This window comes from Curtobacterium subtropicum (genome assembly GCF_030362975.1).
In the GTDB taxonomy this organism is placed as follows: Bacteria; Actinomycetota; Actinomycetes; order Actinomycetales; family Microbacteriaceae; genus Curtobacterium; species Curtobacterium subtropicum.
On sequence record NZ_JAUCMM010000003.1, the window covers coordinates 213,709 to 229,823 of the forward strand.

General features: G+C 70.9%; 17 protein-coding genes and 1 tRNA gene. 8 read left to right on the forward strand and 10 right to left on the reverse strand.

From position 1 onward, the window contains the following. The first annotated feature begins 54 nt into the window (after positions 1-54). Positions 55-1,203 carry a DNA cytosine methyltransferase gene (locus QUG98_RS06365; protein ID WP_289469763.1) on the forward strand — a complete coding sequence of 383 codons (1,149 nt, stop codon included), beginning with the start codon at positions 55-57 and terminating at the stop codon, positions 1,201-1,203. Between the two features lie 328 nt (positions 1,204-1,531). Here the strand turns inward: QUG98_RS06365 and QUG98_RS06370 are convergent, their stop codons facing one another. Together QUG98_RS06370 and QUG98_RS06375 are read right to left on the reverse strand one after the other, a co-directional pair. Continuing rightward, the gene (locus QUG98_RS06370) at positions 1,532-2,341 is read right to left on the reverse strand and encodes a hypothetical protein (RefSeq protein WP_289469764.1); all 810 of its coding nucleotides are present in this window, start codon (positions 2,339-2,341) and stop codon (positions 1,532-1,534) included. Between the two features lie 165 nt (positions 2,342-2,506). Beyond that, entirely contained in the window at positions 2,507-2,959 is a 453-nt protein-coding gene (locus QUG98_RS06375) for an SRPBCC family protein (RefSeq protein ID WP_289469765.1), read from the reverse strand. Between the two features lie 180 nt (positions 2,960-3,139). Here QUG98_RS06375 and QUG98_RS06380 point away from each other — a divergent pair, with 180 nt between their 5' ends. The 3 genes from QUG98_RS06380 (at position 3,140) to QUG98_RS06390 (ending at position 4,716) form a co-directional block, all read left to right on the forward strand. Beyond that, the gene (locus QUG98_RS06380) at positions 3,140-3,682 is read left to right on the forward strand and encodes an amino-acid N-acetyltransferase (protein WP_111240573.1); all 543 of its coding nucleotides are present in this window, start codon (positions 3,140-3,142) and stop codon (positions 3,680-3,682) included. Positions 3,683-3,772: 90 nt separating this feature from the next. Next, positions 3,773-4,468: a hypothetical protein gene (locus QUG98_RS06385; protein ID WP_289469767.1), complete on the forward strand. Its 696-nt coding sequence runs from the start codon at positions 3,773-3,775 to the stop codon at positions 4,466-4,468. Between the two features lie 86 nt (positions 4,469-4,554). Next, complete coding sequence (locus QUG98_RS06390; protein WP_224442163.1) at positions 4,555-4,716, forward strand: hypothetical protein; 162 nt, start codon at positions 4,555-4,557, stop codon at positions 4,714-4,716. Between the two features lie 308 nt (positions 4,717-5,024). On the opposite strand, the gene cspE is transcribed toward QUG98_RS06390, so the two are convergent. Continuing rightward, the gene (gene cspE, locus QUG98_RS06395; protein ID WP_022904520.1) at positions 5,025-5,231 is read right to left on the reverse strand and encodes a transcription antiterminator/RNA stability regulator CspE; all 207 of its coding nucleotides are present in this window, start codon (positions 5,229-5,231) and stop codon (positions 5,025-5,027) included. 343 nt (positions 5,232-5,574) lie between these two features. Here cspE and QUG98_RS06400 point away from each other — a divergent pair, with 343 nt between their 5' ends. Next, positions 5,575-5,958, forward strand: a complete 384-nt coding sequence (locus QUG98_RS06400) for an SseB family protein (RefSeq protein ID WP_058729307.1) — start codon at positions 5,575-5,577, stop codon at positions 5,956-5,958. A 131-nt stretch (positions 5,959-6,089) separates the two neighbouring features. On the opposite strand, the gene radA is transcribed toward QUG98_RS06400, so the two are convergent. Then, the gene (radA, locus tag QUG98_RS06405) at positions 6,090-7,451 is read right to left on the reverse strand and encodes a DNA repair protein RadA (RefSeq protein ID WP_289469768.1); all 1,362 of its coding nucleotides are present in this window, start codon (positions 7,449-7,451) and stop codon (positions 6,090-6,092) included. A 9-nt stretch (positions 7,452-7,460) separates the two neighbouring features. Continuing rightward, complete coding sequence (locus tag QUG98_RS06410; RefSeq protein WP_289469769.1) at positions 7,461-8,480, reverse strand: SGNH/GDSL hydrolase family protein; 1,020 nt, start codon at positions 8,478-8,480, stop codon at positions 7,461-7,463. 143 nt (positions 8,481-8,623) lie between these two features. On the opposite strand from QUG98_RS06410, the gene QUG98_RS06415 reads away from it, so the two are divergent. Together QUG98_RS06415 and QUG98_RS06420 are read left to right on the forward strand one after the other, a co-directional pair. After that, positions 8,624-8,713: transfer RNA gene (locus QUG98_RS06415), tRNA-Ser, on the forward strand. A 419-nt stretch (positions 8,714-9,132) separates the two neighbouring features. After that, positions 9,133-9,537 (forward strand): hypothetical protein, encoded by a 405-nt coding sequence (locus QUG98_RS06420; protein ID WP_289469770.1) that lies wholly within the window; start codon positions 9,133-9,135, stop codon positions 9,535-9,537. Here QUG98_RS06420 and QUG98_RS06425 read toward each other — a convergent pair. After that, entirely contained in the window at positions 9,461-9,973 is a 513-nt protein-coding gene (locus QUG98_RS06425; RefSeq protein ID WP_289469771.1) for a MarR family winged helix-turn-helix transcriptional regulator, read from the reverse strand. The two genes, QUG98_RS06420 and QUG98_RS06425, sit on opposite strands and share 77 nt — an antisense overlap. 105 nt (positions 9,974-10,078) lie before the next feature. Between QUG98_RS06425 and QUG98_RS06430 the strand changes: the two genes are divergently transcribed. Then, entirely contained in the window at positions 10,079-11,008 is a 930-nt protein-coding gene (locus QUG98_RS06430) for an NADP-dependent oxidoreductase (protein WP_289469952.1), read from the forward strand. Positions 11,009-11,050: 42 nt separating this feature from the next. Here the strand turns inward: QUG98_RS06430 and QUG98_RS06435 are convergent, their stop codons facing one another. Genes QUG98_RS06435 through QUG98_RS06450 form a run of 4 tightly spaced genes read right to left on the reverse strand, consistent with a single transcriptional unit; the run spans position 11,051 to position 16,063 of the window. Beyond that, positions 11,051-12,556, reverse strand: coding sequence for a glycoside hydrolase family 36 protein (locus QUG98_RS06435; RefSeq protein WP_289469772.1), 1,506 nt, complete (start codon positions 12,554-12,556; stop codon positions 11,051-11,053). Positions 12,557-12,615: 59 nt separating this feature from the next. Further along, positions 12,616-13,605, reverse strand: coding sequence for an N-acetylglucosamine kinase (locus tag QUG98_RS06440; RefSeq protein ID WP_289469773.1), 990 nt, complete (start codon positions 13,603-13,605; stop codon positions 12,616-12,618). Further along, positions 13,602-14,735: an SIS domain-containing protein gene (locus tag QUG98_RS06445; RefSeq protein ID WP_289469774.1), complete on the reverse strand. Its 1,134-nt coding sequence runs from the start codon at positions 14,733-14,735 to the stop codon at positions 13,602-13,604. Before QUG98_RS06445 ends, QUG98_RS06440 begins: the two co-directional genes overlap by 4 nt. Beyond that, a complete protein-coding gene (locus QUG98_RS06450) occupies positions 14,732-16,063 on the reverse strand; it encodes a D-tagatose-bisphosphate aldolase, class II, non-catalytic subunit (protein WP_289469776.1) in 1,332 nt (443 codons plus the stop codon). Before QUG98_RS06450 ends, QUG98_RS06445 begins: the two co-directional genes overlap by 4 nt. Between the last annotated feature and the right edge of the window lie 52 nt (positions 16,064-16,115).

A 16,115-nucleotide genomic window follows, 5' to 3' on the forward strand; every position in this document is an offset into this window, starting at 1 on the left:
GTCTATCATGGACGTGCTCGTGGGTGATGCCAACGGTGCAGGAAGGTGGTCACCGTGACGTCGAAGCAGATTCATGTCGCAGAGTACTTCGCGGGCATCGGCTTGGCGCGGGTGGGGCTCGAGGCTGCGGGTTTTGCTGTCAGCTGGTCGAACGATCTGTCTGAGAAGAAGCGTCGACTTTTTGAGGCGCGTTTCGAAGTTGGCGCTCCGCACCACACCTATCATCTGGGGGACCTCAGAGATGTAACGGCCGCGGATATACCAGCCGATGTGAGAGTAGCTTGGGCATCATTCCCTTGTACTGATCTCTCGGTTGCCGGGTCCGGCGGCGGTATTCATGTTGGCGGCAGCGCGGCTTTCTGGGCGTTTGCGCGAAATCTAGCTCATCTCGGCCGCCGTCGGCCAGACGTAGTTGCAATCGAAAACGTGTCTGGACTGGTCACCAATCGGCAGGGTAAGGACCTCCGGACGGTAATTCGTGTGCTGAATGGTCTTGGCTACTCCGTCGACCTCCTGTCGATAGACGCACGGCATTTCGTTCCCCAGTCTCGGCCGCGTGTGTTCATCATAGGAGAAGCCGGCTTCGGGCAACGCGATGAGTTTGGTCCGCAACCTTGGGAGCAGAGCAGTCTGCGAATGCCAGCTTTCGCCCCGTTCTTTGCCGACCCCAGCTTGAAGATGCACCATCGCAAGTTGCCTGCGTTGCCGCCCGCGCTTGACGATGGACTGGCCAGTGCCGTCGATGATCTTCCTAGCTCCTCGGACAAGTGGTGGCGTGCGGATCGCGTCGCAAGCTTCATCCAGTCGCTGTCGCCTTTGCAGGCTTCTCGATTGCACTCGCTTCAACAGTCGGAAAGGGTGCATTTTCGAGCCGCATATAGGCGAATGCGTGCTGGAGTCGCAAGGTGGGAAGTGCGCGCTGATGGTCTAGCTGGGTGTCTCCGGACGGCGCGCGGAGGCTCGTCGCGCCAGGCCCTAGTTCGTATTGAGGGAACTGAGGTGCGGGTCCGCTGGATGACGGGCCGCGAGTACGGCAGGTTGATGGGCGCTCCGGAAGTTGACCTGGTTGGTTTTTCTGAGTCGGAGTTGATGTGGGGATTTGGGGACGCCGTTTGCGTGCCCGCTGTAGAGTGGTTGGGGCGCAACTACCTGTTGCCTGCGGCTGAGGACGCGGCACAACTTCGGCTCGCTCTGACAGCCTGAACGGTAGACCGACCGTTCCCCCCCCCCCCCCCGGACTGCTACGGCGATGCTGGGCTGCTCTTGCAACTTGTTCTCGGCCTGAGATGAGATTGGGCTTGTCCATGCTGTGTGCGGGTTCCGGCGTGCGCGGCGGGCGCGACCCCCGGCCGGGGGGTACCGTTGTTGCTGCGAGAGTTCCCCCAACACCTCGCGGACGGCGTCCGGCTGGTTCCCCCAACAGGTCGGACGTCCGTGGCCCCGGTCTCCCCCCGACCGGGGCCACGTTTCGTTCCGGGCCACGCTTTGTTCCGGGCCCCGCTTCGTTCCGGGGGTGCCTCGCCCGCTGTGGTCAGCCGAGCGTCGCGGCGAAGTCGCGGACGGCACGCTCCCAGCGCTCCGGGTCCTCGTTCCACTCGAGCGTGTGCCGGGCGAGCGTGAATGTCTCGACCCGGGCACCGAGTGCGCGCCGTGCAGCGACGTCGGTCGCGGCCACGAGCGGGTCTGCCGCCGAGTGCAGCAGCAGCGTCGGCGTGCGCTCGTCCTGCCAGCGCGTCACGGACAGCGGGTAGGGCACACCGGCCAGTCGGCTGAGGCCCGGCGTGGTCGCGATGCGCCCGGCGACGACGCCGACGGCCGCGGGGAAGCGGGCCGTCCGCACGGCGCCGCGCAGGGCTGAGCGGACGTCGAGCAGGGGCGCGACCCCGACGATCCCGTCGACCGGTGTGCGTGCCGCGGCGGCGGAGGCGGCGAGGGCGCCGGCGGACCAGCCCTGGAGCACCACGCGCTCGGCTCCGCGTGCCCGGGCAGCGTGCGCGGCGGCGGCGACCCGGTCGACGGCGGCTGGGTCGAGGGACCGCAGCGGCAGCGCGCTGGTGTCGATCACCTGGTTCGAGGCGCCGAGCTCCCGCCAGACCCGGAGGCCGCGGAGGACCTGCTGCGGACCGAGCGACTGCCCGTGCACGTGCACGACGTGGGTACGTCCGACGACGCCGTCCGGTTCGTCGCCGGGGACGTCGTGCGCGTCGATCCAGACCAGCTCGGACTCCGGCGGCACGAAGGGTGCGGGGCGGAGGAGCCGGCGTGCGGCGGCGGCCCCGAGGGCGACGCTCCCGGCGGTGGCGATCACGGTGCCGGTGACGGCGGTGCGGACGAGCTGCATGGTGCCCACCCTGCCAGCGGGACGTGTGCGTGCGTCGGGTGCGTGCAGACGGGACGCGCGGTGCCAGCTGGCACCGTCCTCCTTCGCAGGCTCAGTCGGCGCGCCCCGCGCAACGCTTCGCGTTGCTGCTCAGCGGGGCGCGCCCGTCAGAGCGTGCTCTGTGTCCTAGGCCTGGACGTCGCCGCGCCAGCCCGGCTCGGTCGGGGCGTTCTCGACGCGCTCCTTGTAGTTCTGCAGGTCCTTCTTGACGGCGTGGCCGCCGACGCCGACGGCGGAGCCGAGCTTCTCGAGCAGGCCCGCGGGCTCCCAGTCGATCTGCGCGGTCACGCGCGTCTCGTTGTCGGACAGCTTGTGGAAGGTCACCACGCCGGCGTGGTCGACGTCGCCGTCCTTCACGGTCCACGCGACGCGCTCGTCGGGGTGCTGCTCGGTGATGACGGCGCGGAACTCGCGCTCCTGACCGGCGACCTTGACCGTCCAGTCGGTGGTCTTGTCGTCGACCTGGACGATCTTCTCGACCTCGTCGAGGAAGTGCGGGAACTCCTCGAACCGGGTCCACTGGTCGTAGGCCTGGCGGACGGGGACGTTGACGTCGACGGTCTCGATGATCTGGGGCATGTTCGCTCCTTCGTTTCGTCGTGCTCTTCGGGTTCGGCATCGACGCTAGGCCGCGGTGGCTGGAGGCCCTCCAGGGCGGTGTCCCCCTGCTGCGCCGCTTGCTCGACGGGCGGCGGCGTTCCTGCTGCGCCGTGCAGCCCTCTGGGCGGTGCCCCGCTGCTGCGCCGTATGCTCGACGGGATGACTGGTCACGGCAAGCACGCGTTCGACGAGCGGGACGAGCACGGCATCCGGGTGCGTCCGGCCCTGGCGTCGGACGTGCCGCACATCCAGCGGCTCATCGCACCGTACGTCGACCGGCGCATCCTGCTCGGCAAGGAGAACGTCGCGCTGTACGGCTCGATCCAGCAGTTCCGGATCGCCGAGGGACCTGATGGTGTGCCGATCGGCTGCGGCGCCCTCGCCGTGTTCTGGGACGACATCGCCGAGGTCCGCACGCTCGCCCTCGACGCCGACTGGATCCACAAGCGCGTCGGCCACCGGATGCTCGAAGCGCTCGAGCACGACGCCCGGGAGCTCGGTGTCGCGCGCATCTTCTGCCTGACGTTCGAGGTCGAGTTCTTCGCGAAGCACGGCTACCTGGAGATCGGCGAGCAGGTCGTGTCGCCGGACGTCTACGCCGAACTCGTGCGCTCGTCGGACGAGGGGGTCGCGGAGTTCCTCGACCTCGCCCGGGTGAAGCCGAACACGCTCGGCAACACCCGCATGCTCAAGATCCTCTGATCGCCGGTCACCTGGGGATCGTCTGACGCTTTCGCGGGTGCCGCGGCGTCGCTTCGCCGCCAGGCGGCGGGTTCGCCCTACCCTGTGCGCATGTCGTCGTTCCGTCACCCCGTCGGACCCGAGTCGTCCAGCGTCTACTGGCGTCGTCGTGCGCTCGTCGCCGGCGTGCTGCTGCTCGTCGTCGTGGTGGTCGTGCTGATCGTGGTGGGCCGGGGGAGCGGGGCGTCGTCGGCGTCCGCGCCGGGGGTGTCGTCGTCGGCTTCTGCGTCCGCCGATGACGCAGGGTCGGCTGCGGGCTCCTCATCCGGAGCGGACGACCCGACGTCGCCGTCCGCCACTCCGTCCGCGGGCTCGTCGGCTGCTGCGTCGTCCTCTGGTGATGCGGAGACGTGCTCGAAGGACCAGATCGAGCTGACGCCGGTCCTCGACAAGAGCACCTACGGGCCGACCGAGGACCCGCAGATCGCCATGTCGATCAAGAACACCGGCTCCGACGCGTGCCACATGGACCTCGGATCGGCGCAGCAGGTCCTGACGATCAGCTCCGGTCAGGAGCAGTACTGGTCGTCGAAGGACTGCCAGACCGGTGGGACCAACCAGGACGTCACCATCAAGGCGGGGCAGGAGCTCACCACGCCGGCGATCGCCTGGGACCGCACGCGCTCGTCGACGACCACGTGCGACAGTGCGCGGCCGTCGGTGCCCGGGGGTGGGGCGAGCTACCACCTGCAGGTGGCCGTGGGGGACCTGGAGTCGAAGGAGTCGGCGCAGTTCGTGCTGAACTGAGAGCTGTTGCCGTGCGCCACGCCCGTCGGTCGTCCGATCACCGCACTTCGCCGTCGGAGCGGTCCACTGTGCGTCATGCTGACAGAGTGTCGGATCAGGGAATCGTGCAGGAGTCGGCGTACGAGCGTGACCGCGGCGTCGAGCCGGTGAAGATCGCGACGCTCAAGGGGCTGCGGAAGCGTGCGAAGCGCGGGTTGTTCGAGCCGGCCAGTGACACCATCTGGTCGGATGGCGTCCGCAGCGAGTAGCAGCGCGGGCGCCGAGGGCTAGGCCTGTTCCTCGACCGACCCCGGTTCGAGTCCGGTCATGAAGTCGTCGAGGAACGTCTGCATGTCGAACGGCTGCGCGCTGTCTTCCGGTCCGTGGTGCGTGGAAGTCATAGGACAACGGTACGTCACATCGCTAGGTTGTCTAGCGACCTGTCCAGAAGTGGCGTGATCTCCGCCGCGCGCATGCGATCGCTCGCCATGAACGGCCGCGTCAGCACCTGAACGAGCCCGGACGTGCGAACGGGCCCGCCGTCCGAAGACGACGAGCCCGTTCCGAGCAGCTGAGGTCAGCCGATGACCGAGATGTTCTCGGCCTGCGGGCCCTTGCGGCCCTCGGTGATCTCGAACTCCACCTTCTGGTTCTCCTCGAGCGACTTGTAGCCGTTGCCAGCGATCGCGGAGAAGTGCGCGAAGACGTCGGCGCTGCCGTCGTCCGGAGCGATGAAGCCGAAGCCCTTTTCGTTGTTGAACCACTTGACGGTGCCAGTTGCCATGATGGCGTTTCCTTAACTTTCTTGCCAGGCCACGTTCGTTGCCTGTCTTGCGAGACGGCTCTTGCTGCCGCCGATCCACCGACGGTTGTCGTCAGATCAGTGCGTCCCGCGGGCATGGGCCGGTGGGACGGGTTCGGGGCCAGGCGACCTGGGAAGATCAGTGACCGATGGCGCTCGAAGGTGCAGAGCACCGGAAGAACGATGGACTCCCGCCGGAGCGGTTGAGACCAACCTACCGTGCTGTGGCTGCAATGGAAGAGGCAGCGCCCACATCTGTGCATCATCTCCGCCCCGCAGCCGTTCCTGTTCGCCCACCGCGTCGAAGTCTGGTGGACTAGGGGCGATGGCAGACAAGGAACAGCGCTTCCGGAGCGAGCAGCTCGAGGAGGCCCTCGCGAAGCAGGACGTCGCCGCGGTCGCGTTCGCCCTGCGGAACGACATCGTGATCGTCCCCCGGCTCGTCACCGGCAAGAAGGACATGCAGGTCCGGGTGTTCGGGCGCGAGGGCTCGGACAAGCGCATCCTGCTGCTCTTCTCGTCCGCCGACGCCTACACGGCGATGGTGCCGGACGAGAAGATCCGCCAGGTCATGGTCTACGACGGGCCGCGGCTCGAGGAGTTCCTGGCCGCGCACCTCGACTCGCTCGAGGGCGTGTTCTTCGACATCGCCGGGCCGCACACGATGCAGGCCACACCGTCGGACCTGCTGGCAGCGCTCCGCGCGTAATCGCGCTTCGCCGCGATCGTCCGCCCCGCTGCTCCGGCGTCGCGGTCGGCCGCCGCTGCTCCGGCCTGGAGGTGCTGGTCGCCTCCGCCGCGTTGCGCACCGTTCCCGGCGGCCGGCTCCGTGACCGCGGGTCAGAACGCGCGGTCGAGCTCGCGTTCGCGCACGGACTGCGTCAGCGAGAACGCGACGCGCAGCGCTTCGCGCAGGTGTTCGGCGTCCGCACCGAGCACGGTCGTGAACCCGAGTCGCGAGGCCTCGTTCGCCCGCTGCTTCGCACCCGTCGCCGGACGGATCTCGCCCGCCAGGCTGATCTCACCGACCGCCGCGAGCGTGTGCGGGTACGGACGGTCGCGAGCCGCACTCGCCAGGGCCAGCGCGATCGCCAGATCGGCGCCCGGCTCCGTGAGCTTCATCCCGCCCACCGTCGAGACGTAGACGTCCGCGTCGGAGAGCTTCAGGCCGGCACGTCGTTCGAGCACCGCGAGCAACATCGCCACGCGTGACGAGTCGACGCCGTTCACGACACGGCGCGGTTGCGGCGCCGAGCTCGGCACGACGAGCGCCTGCACCTCGACCGGGAGCGCACGGCGTCCCTCGAGCGCGACGGTCACGCACGTGCCGGACACCGGCGTGCTGTTGCGGGACATGAAGAGGCCGCTCGGGTCAGGGACCTCGTGGATGCCGTCGCCGGCCATGTCGAAGCAGCCGACCTCGTCGGTCGGGCCGAAGCGGTTCTTGAGGGCGCGGACGAACCGGAGCGCCGTCTGCCGGTCGCCCTCGAAGTGGCAGACGACGTCGACCAGGTGCTCGAGCAGCCGCGGACCGGCGATCGTGCCGTCCTTCGTGACGTGGCCGACGATCAGGACCGGGAGCGACCGCTCCTTCGCCACCCGGATCAGGGTGGAGGCGACCTCGCGCACCTGGGACGTCCCACCGGCGATGCCGTCCACCGTGCTCGACGAGATCGTCTGCACGGAGTCGGCGATCACCAGGTCGGGCTGCACCTGGTCGATCTGCCCGAGGATGACGCCGAGGTCGACCTCGCTCGCCAGGTAGAGCTGGTCGTGCATGGCGTTCGTGCGCTCGGCGCGGAGTCGCACCTGGTCCACGGACTCCTCGGCACTGACGTACAGGACGCGCTTGCCGGTCGCGGCCGCACGCGAGGCGACCTCGAGCAGCAGCGTCGACTTGCCCACGCCCGGCTCTCCCGACAGCAGAACGGCGGCCCCGGGGACGATGCCGCCGCCGAGGACCCGGTCGAACTCGCCGATGCCGGTGTTCCAGCGCTGCGCGGCGGTGCCTCGGGCCTCGGTGATCGGTCGGGCGACCCGCGTACCGGCGACGGACACCGCGGCGGTCCCACGCGAGCTCGCAGCGGCTGCGGTGGTGTCCTCGACAGTGCCCCACGCCTGGCACTCACCGCAGCGGCCGACCCACTTGATGCTGGTCCACCCGCACTCGGTGCAGCGGTAGAGGGACTGGGTGCGCGCCATGGCTCGAGGCTAGAGCGCCCCGCCGACACCGCGGTGCCGCGGCGCGTGTCCGTCCCGTGCGTCGTCCTGGTCGTGTTGGGGTGTCTGGTCCTGGCTGTGAGCCTGCTCCGGCAGCGGGATTCCGCCGGTCATCCGCTGGCGCAGGCGCTCCACGCGACCCGGGCGTTCGCCGTGGTCGAGCTCCACCGCGTGCTCGACGTCCTGCTCGGCACGCGCGCTCGCGACCGCGCCTGCTTCGCGTCCCAGGTCCTCTGCCTCGCGTGCGGACAGGTAGTGCCGGATGGCTGCGACCATGTCGACTCGCGCATCCACCGCTGGCTCGAAGGCGCTCGCCCAGATCTCGTAGCCGCGGTCGTTCGGGTGGAACAGGTCGCCGTAGCTGTTGAAGAAGGTCCGGCGGAGCCCGACCCGCTTCGTGATGACGTGGAGCGGCGCCACCGTCAGTCCGAGCTCGGCTGCGACACGGTGCACGATCTCGTTCGCCACCGCGACCTTGCGCTCCCGGTCCGGCACGAACATGCAGGGCAGCTCGGCGACGATCGCGTGCGACGGCACGGCGCTGTAGATCGCCCGGATGTTCCGCTCGAACTTGTCCGGGTGGAAGTCGGCGATGTCGTTCGCGCCGATCGACACCGTGCAGATGTCCGGCGAGTACTGACGAAGCTTCGGGAGCTGGTCCTGCTTCGCGCCCCACGTCGTCGCACCCGAGACACTGAGGTTCACCACCCGCACCGACATGCGCGAACGGTGGCGGATGCGCCGCGCGAGGAGTCCGACGTACCCACGGCCCGGGGCGGTCGCGCCGACGCCCTGTGCCGCTGAGTCGCCGATCGCGAGGTACGTCAGCTGGCCCTCGTGCTGCAGGCGCTCGCGCCACCAGTCAGCGTGCACGGGCAGCATGTCCACCACGCGCTGGGACGCCGCACGCTGGCCCCGGATCCCTGCGCGAGCTCCGAACGCGCCGCCACCCACGACGGCGAGACCACCGATGACGGAGGTGAGCAGGGCGACGAGCGTGCGGGTCTTCATGCCGGAGACCGTACGCGGCCCCGCTCATCCCGGGCTCTACCGGAGCTCGCCGGTGGATGGGTGCTGTGGAGGTGCGGGCTGTGCAGGGGGAGGAGGCCCGCCGGTGGTCGTGAGCACCGCCGGAGTCGTGTAAACTCTTTCCCGGTACCGTGTCCGAGCGGCCGAAGGATCATGTCTCGAAAACATGTGTGGGGGCAACTCCACCGTGGGTTCAAATCCCACCGGTACCGCCACCCAGAACCCCCGGCTCCGGCCGGGGGTTCTGCTGTTCCTCGGGAGCGGTTCGGCGCTCGGTCCCGGCGTTCGCCGAAGGGTCTTCGGCTCTTTGCGCGCTCGGTGCGCCGGGGCCAACTCGTTCTCGGGTGCGCGGCGGCCCGGCCGGACCGGGGACCGGGCGATGGCTTGCATCGGCGGACGGGAGGCACGGTGCCAGGCCGCCCTGCGCCTCCCGTCCGGAGATGGTCCCGCGGCGCCGGTGACCGGATGCCGACGGAACGTCTCCTACGCTCGGGGCATGGGGATGGACAGGGACCGACGTCTGGCCGTGATCATCGGGAGCCTCGTGGCGGTGCTCGGCGGCGTCGTGCTGATCGCTGTGGGCGCGCTCCACGTGATCGGCACATAGCCCGAGCGGAGGATGAACGAGCGGAGGATGAACATGCCGAGGAACGAGGTGACCACCTCTCCAGCGCAGGACGTGGCCTTCGCGCTGTTGAACGTCGCGGCGCTCGTCACTGCGGCCGTCGTCTGGTTCCTCTACCAGTTCTCGTTGATGGTTTACACGCCCTGCGGGGGAGCGGGGACGTGTTCGCAGGGCGCGCAGCAGGCGATCTCCGTCGGCTTCCTCCTCGCGGGGGGTGCGAGCATCGTGCTGCCGCTGTGGGGCGGGCTCGCCCGTCGCCGGAAGGGGCTGCGCTTCTGGTGGGTGCCACTCGTCGCGATCGTCTCGGTCGTCACGGTGCTGGCGCTGTCCTGGCCGCTCAACCAGTGGGCGGCGTCGCCTTCCGCCGCCCTCGACCAGCGGATCGTGGCGGGTGCTGCCGCAGGTGCCCGCTGACCCGCCCGAGGACGTCCGCCAGCGCCGAAGCGTCGTCATCGCTGATCTGCGCGAACAGCAGCCCGTGCACGGTCGCGATGTGGCCGGGGAAGACGGCCGCGAGGGTGTCACGGCCGGCATCCGTCAGGGAGACGATGGTGCTCCGCTCGTCGTCCGGTGACGGCCCCCGCGTGACGAGCCCGCGCTGCTCGAGCACCTGCGCCTGGTACGTCAGCCCACTGCGGCTGTAGACGACCCCGTCCGCCAGGTCCGTCATCCGCAGCCGCCCGTCCGGCGCATCGCCCAGCCGCGCCAGCAGCTGGAACTGGACGTAGCTGAGTTCGCCGGCCTCCCGGAGCTGCTGCTCGACCGCGGGGCGGAGCAGCGCCGCGACCTCGGTGAACGACAGGTACGCGTCGAGCTGGGTCCGGGTGAGTGCCGACGGGGGAGTGATCATGGATCGATCCTACCCGTTGCTTCGAACTCGAAGTAGGTGTACGGTCGCCTCATCGCTTCGAATTCGAAGCACGTCACGAAGGGGAAGACCATGAACGAGAACACGATGCAGGCGGTCCGGTTCCACGAGGTCGGCGGACCGGAGGTCCTGCGGATCGAGGACGTCGAGCGCCCCGAGCCCGGTGCGGGTGAGGTCCTGGTGCAGGTCGCGGCCTCGGCCTACAACGCCGCCGACAACGGCATGCGCGGCGGGTTCCTGCCGATCCCGGTCCAGCTGCCGCACGTGCCCGGCTACGACGTCTCCGGCACGGTCGCCGCGCTGGGCGCGGGCGTCGAGGGCCTCGCCGTCGGCGACGCGGTCGTCGGGTTCCTGCCGATGGAGCGCGACGGCGGTGCCGCCGAGTACGTCGTCTCGCCCGCGGAGGCACTGGTCACCGCCCCGACGAGCGTCCCGCTGGCGGACGCCGCGGCACTGCCGTCCGTGGCGCTGACCGCATGGCAGGCCCTGTTCGACGAGGGTCACCTCGAGGCGGGCCAGCGCGTGCTGGTCAACGGCGCCGGCGGTGTGGTCGGGAAGTACGCGGTCCAGCTCGCGGTCCGCGCCGGTGTGCACGTGGTCGCCACCGCGAGCCCGCGGAGCGCCGACGCGGTCCGCGCCGCAGGCGCCCAGCAGGTCGTCGACCACACCACGACGGACGTCCTCGCGGCGCTCGACGAACCGGTCGACGTGCTGCTCAACCTCGCGCCGATCGAGCCGGAGCGCTTCGAGGCACTCGTCGCGGCGGTCCGCGACGGCGGGACCGTGGTCAGCACCACGGCGTTCATGGCGACACCGGACGACGCGACCCGGGGCGTCCGGGCCGCGACGGTGTTCGTCCTGCCGAACCGCGAGCGACTTGCCGAGCTCGTCGGGCTCGTCGACGCAGGACAGCTGACCGTCGAGGTAACCCGCCGCATCCCGCTGGCGGAGCTCCCGGCGCTGCACGCCGAGGGTGCGGCCGGTCGGATCGCCGGCAAGGTGGTCGTCACCGTCTGAGACGACGGCCGCCAGGAGCCGTTCCGGCCGCACGCCGGTCGGTCAGCCGATGAACGACGCTGCGTCGACCGCCCGCTCGCCGGTGACGTACGGGGTGAGGTCGACCACCCGGTCGTCGACACGGAAGACGTACCGGCCGAGCTGCTCGACCACCGCGGTCCCGCCGAGCCAGTCCGCGGCCTCGGCACGCTCCTCCGGCCGCAGCCAGTCGACGGGGTCGGACGTCGACCGGAACCCGAGGACCGCCGCGGTGTCCTGCAGCGCCCCACGCTCGTCCGGCCCGAGCAGGTTCCGTCCGCTCCGGAAGTAGACCGAGTCGGGATCCACCTCGTACAGCCGCCGCATCCACACCCGGTTGACCGAGGAGACCAGCGCGTTGCGGGCGCCCTCGCCGGACGGGTCGCCCACCCGTTCGGCGTTGTCCCAGAACGGCGCGACGTCCGGGCCGACGCGGGCGCCGTCGAACACCCCGACCGAGGGGATCATCGGGACCCCGCACCCGAGCAGGTACACGTCGTCGCCGACGGTGGTCCGGACGTGCTCGATCGCCCGACGGTAGACCTGCTCGCGGGGCAGGTCGACGTGTCGGTGTCCGCCGACGGCGCCGGCGTACATGAAGTCGAGCTTCAGGTAGCTGTAGCCGTCCGCGGTGATCCGGTCGAAGACCCCGCGGAGGTGGTCGAGCACCTCCGGGTGCGTCGTGTCGAGCGAGTGGTAGTGCGATCCCCAGTTGTGTCCGGTGACGAGCGGGCGGCCGTCGTCGCCGGCCACGAGCAGGTCGGGGCGCTCGGTGGCGATCGTCGAACCGGGCAGCGCGATCAGCGGCGCGAGCCAGATGCCCGGGCGGAAGCCGTGGCGCGCGACGGTCCGGGCGGTCGCCGCCATCCCGCTCGGGAAGTCCGGCCCGGCCGTCCAGTCGCCGACGACCGGCTCCCACCCGTCGTCCATCTGGAAGACGTCGACCGGGTACCCCTCGAGGTCCGCGGCCGCACGCGCGATCCGGTCCTCGGTGATGTCCTCGTAGTACGAGTACCAGCTGCTCCACACGGTGCCGGCGCGGGCGCTCCGACGGCCGAGCCGCTCGGTGACCCGGTCGGCGTAGGCGGCGAAGACGTCCTGCTCGGCGCCGTACGCGACGAACCACTCCGCGTCGTCGTGCTCGCTCCGAGCCCACAGGACGTTGCCGTCGGCGCCGACCCGCGGGGTGCCGAGGCCGAGCGCCCCGACGAGCAGCGTGCCGCCGTCCGGACCGGTCACCGCGCCCACGGCGCTGCCGGAGTGCGCGTGCGGTGTCTCGTTCGCTGCGTCGTCGGCGGTGAGCAGCCGTTCGGGGCTGTCCTTGATGCCGATGGTGTCGCCGTCGACACGCGTCCACCCGCTCGGGCTCCACGAGTTCCAGCCGTGCCGGTAGAACTCGGCTGCGGCACCGAACGGGTGGAGCAGCGCGACGGGACCCGCCGGGACGATCCACCCGTCCGCCGTTCGACGGGGTGCTCCGGAGACGTTCGCGGGGACCCGGAGGCCGTCGAACTCGAACGTGAACTGCAACTGCGGGGCTCCTCGTGGTGTCGGTGCGTGGTGTCGGTGCGTGGTGTCGGTGCGCGGTGTCAGCGTGCGGCGGCGCTGGAGCTGGTCGCCGCGAGCACGTCCGCCGCGAACCGCTCGGGGATCGGTGCTCCGGCCCGGCGCATCGCGACCAGGACGCTGCCGACGGTCGGGTCGTGGCGGGGCTCGACGAGCTCGAGGGTCGCGTCCTGCGCGTGCAAGGCGGCGGCGAACTCCTCGCGGACCAGCGGCGCCCGGAAGAGCCCGCCCGAGTACGACACGGGTACGGGCTCGTCCGCGGGGAAGTCGAGCGCGCGGACGGTCGTGACGACGAGGGTCGTGAGTTCGGCCGCGGCACGGCGCAGGACGTCGGCGGCGGCCGCGTCGCCGGCGTCGGCGGCCGCGACGACCACCTTCGCCAGGTCGGCGACGGTGCCGCGGTCCGCCCCCCACTCCTCCATGACGACGCCGATCAGGTCGAGGTCCTCGGTCACCCCGACCCGCTCACGCACGAGTGCGTGCAGCGGGCCCCGGGGGAGCCGGCCGTCCGCCATCCGCGAGAACGCGTTGAGCCCCTGCACGGCGACCCAGTACGCGGAGCCCTCGTCGCCGAACACCTCGCTCCAGCCACCGACGCGGTGGGCGCTGCCGTCGCGCTCGCCGTAGGCCATCGAGCCGGTGCCGGCGATGACGTTCACGCCGTCACGACCGGCCAGGGAGCCGGCCCAGCCGCCGAGCATGTCGTTGCCGCAGGAGTACCGGTCGTGTCCGAGCACCGACGCGGGGAGGGCGTCGAGCACGGGGGTGTCCCGACTCGACTCCCCGTGTCCGGGGATGCCGAAGTACGCGGAGGTGATGTCCGCCGGGGTGATGCCGGCCGCCGCGGTCACCGCGTCGACTCCCGCACGGACGACGTCGCCGACGAGCCCGGTCCCCGCGTCGAACCAGGAACAGGTCGGCTGCCGCGACTCGGCGAGCGTGGTGCCCTCGCCGTCGGTGAGCAGGAACGCGGTCTTGGTGCCGCCGCCGTCCATGCCGAGGAAGACGGTCATGGCCGTACCGCTCCCTCGCGGTGGTCGTGGATGGTCACGCCCTGCACGACGCGGTTGACCGTGCCGCCCGGGAACGGGTTGTCCGGCGTGCAGCCGTGTGCGACCGACGTCGCGAGGGCGAGGAGCTGGGCGAAGCCGACCAGGGCGACACTGCGGAGTGCGTCGTCGAGGCCCGCCAGGTCGTCGAGCGGGAAGGAACGCTCGTCGTCCGCGTCGCCGCCGACCGAGACGACCCGGACGGCCCCGTCCCCGCGGAGCTCGCGGAGGATGTCCGCGTCGTACCGCGCCGTGTACGGGTCGGCCGAGCCGTAGACGATCACCAGGGTGTGCGTACCCGCGACGGCCTTCGGACCGTGCCGGAAGCCGAGCGGAGTGTCGAAGAACGACACGACCCCGCCGGCGGTGAGCTCGAGCAGCTTCAGTGCCGACTCGCGGGCCAGGCCCTGCAGCGCACCGCTGCCCAGGTAGACGACGCGTTCGGTGCCCTCCGCGAGCGAGGCGATCCGCGCCTCCAGGCCGGCGATCGTCCGTGCCGCCGCGACCAGCGCGCCGGTGCCGGACGCGAGCTCCGGCCGGAAGGCCAGGAGCACGGCCAGCAGCATCGTGGAGAAGCTCGACGTCATCGCGAAGCCGGTGTCGTTCGTCTCCGGCGGCATCTCGAGGACGAAGGACCGGTCCTGCCCACGGTGCTCGCGGGCGAGGGATCCCGAGGGGTCGCACGTGACGACCAGGTGGTGCGTGTCCGGCGCGACGTCGTCGACGACCCGGGTCGCCGCGACGCTCTCCGGGCTGTTCCCCGAGCGGGCGAAGGAGACCAGGAGCACACGGCCCGGAGCACCGAGCGACCCGTGCGGGTCGGCGACGACGTCGGTCGTGGCGATCGACTCGACGCGACGGCCGAGGTGCCGGCGCAGGTCGACGCTCGCGATGTCCCCGACGAAGGCCGAGGTGCCGGCCCCGGTGAGCACGATGCGCAGCTCCGGGTCGGCGAGCAGCGGCTGCAGGAAGGCGTCGAGCTCGGCACGGCGGTCGTCGAGCGACGCGACGAGGCGCTGCCAGCTGTCGGGCTGCTGCAGGATCTCGCGGTGGGTCGCGGTCTCATCGGCGCGGACGGGGGCGGTCGTGGTCACAGGGACTCCTTGCTGGTGGTGGTGGCGACCGCGTCGGCGAGACGCTCGCGCGGGGCGACGGCTGCGGAGTACGGGCGCAGGACGTCGCGGACCCGGTCGAGCACGATGTCCTCGGCGCGGTTCGGCAGCAGGCCCTCGCGGACCCGCTCGTACTGCAGGGGCAGGTGCTGGCTCAGCAGGGGCAGCGGGATGCCGACCTCGTCGAGGCTCCGCAGGAGCGCCTCGGTCGCGGCGGTGATCTCCGGGTCCGGCCAGTAGTAGCGCATGCGGTCGCTGTAGCTGTAGGTGCGGGCGATGCGCTGCTCGTGCTCGTCGCCCTCGTAGTAGCGCTCCCACCGACCCGGCTCCGCGAGCATGCGGCGCTCGACCACGCCACGCAGGTCGGTGGCGGAGCCCTCCGGCACGAGCTCCGACTCGAGGGCGTCGAGGGCGAACAGGCCCTCGCGGAGTCCGAAGGTCAGACCGGGACCGACCTTGAGCACCGCCCAGTGGTCGTCGACCAGGGCACGGAGCGCCTCGGGCGTCTGGTAGTCGGTCGAGTGCGCCTCGTACACGAGCCCGGGCGTCGCCTCGATGACCTCCTGCAGGGCGGCCGTGGCCTCCGGGACGTAGTCGATGACCTGCAGGTGGTCGAACTCCACCGCGGGCTGCACGACGAGGGCGACGACGCGCGGCCAGACGTCGGCGAGCCCGGCGCGCGCGAACGCGGCGCGGTGCACGTCGAGCGTGCCGACCGCAGCCGTAGCCGGGGTCGGCACGAGGTCGTGGAGCGTCTCCTTCGCCCCGCCGGGGGTCGGGACCTCGGTGCCGATGACGTAGACGATGCCGTCGCGGTCGATCCCGGCGTCGGTGGCGGCGGCCTCCGCGGCGGCGAGCAGCACCGCGGCCCGCTCGGCGACGACCGCGTCGGTCAGCGGAGCGGTCTCGCCCTGCAGCGGCATGCTGCAGTCGAGGTGGATCTTCGTGTAGCCGGCGGCGACGTACGCGCGGACGAGGTCGACGGCGAGCGGCATGGCCTCGGCAGCCGGGCGGTCCTGCCACGTGTTCGGGCCGAGGTGGTCCCCGCCGAGGATCAACCGGTCGGCCGGGAAGCCCTCGGTCTCGGCGAGGTCGAGCACCGCCGCGCGGAAGTCCTCCGGGGTCATGCCGGTGTAGCCGCCGAACTGGTCGACCTGGTTCGAGGTCGCCTCGACGAGCAGGGGCGCGTCGTCCTCGAGCGCCTGGCGCATCGAGGCCCGCAGCACGTAGGGGTTCGCCGAGCAGACCGAGTACATGCCCTCACCGGATCCGGCACGGTGGCGAGCGACGAGCGCAGTGATGGGGTTCACGTGGTTCTCCTGGTGCGTGCGCCGCGGTCGGCGGCGCTGCCGACGCGGCACC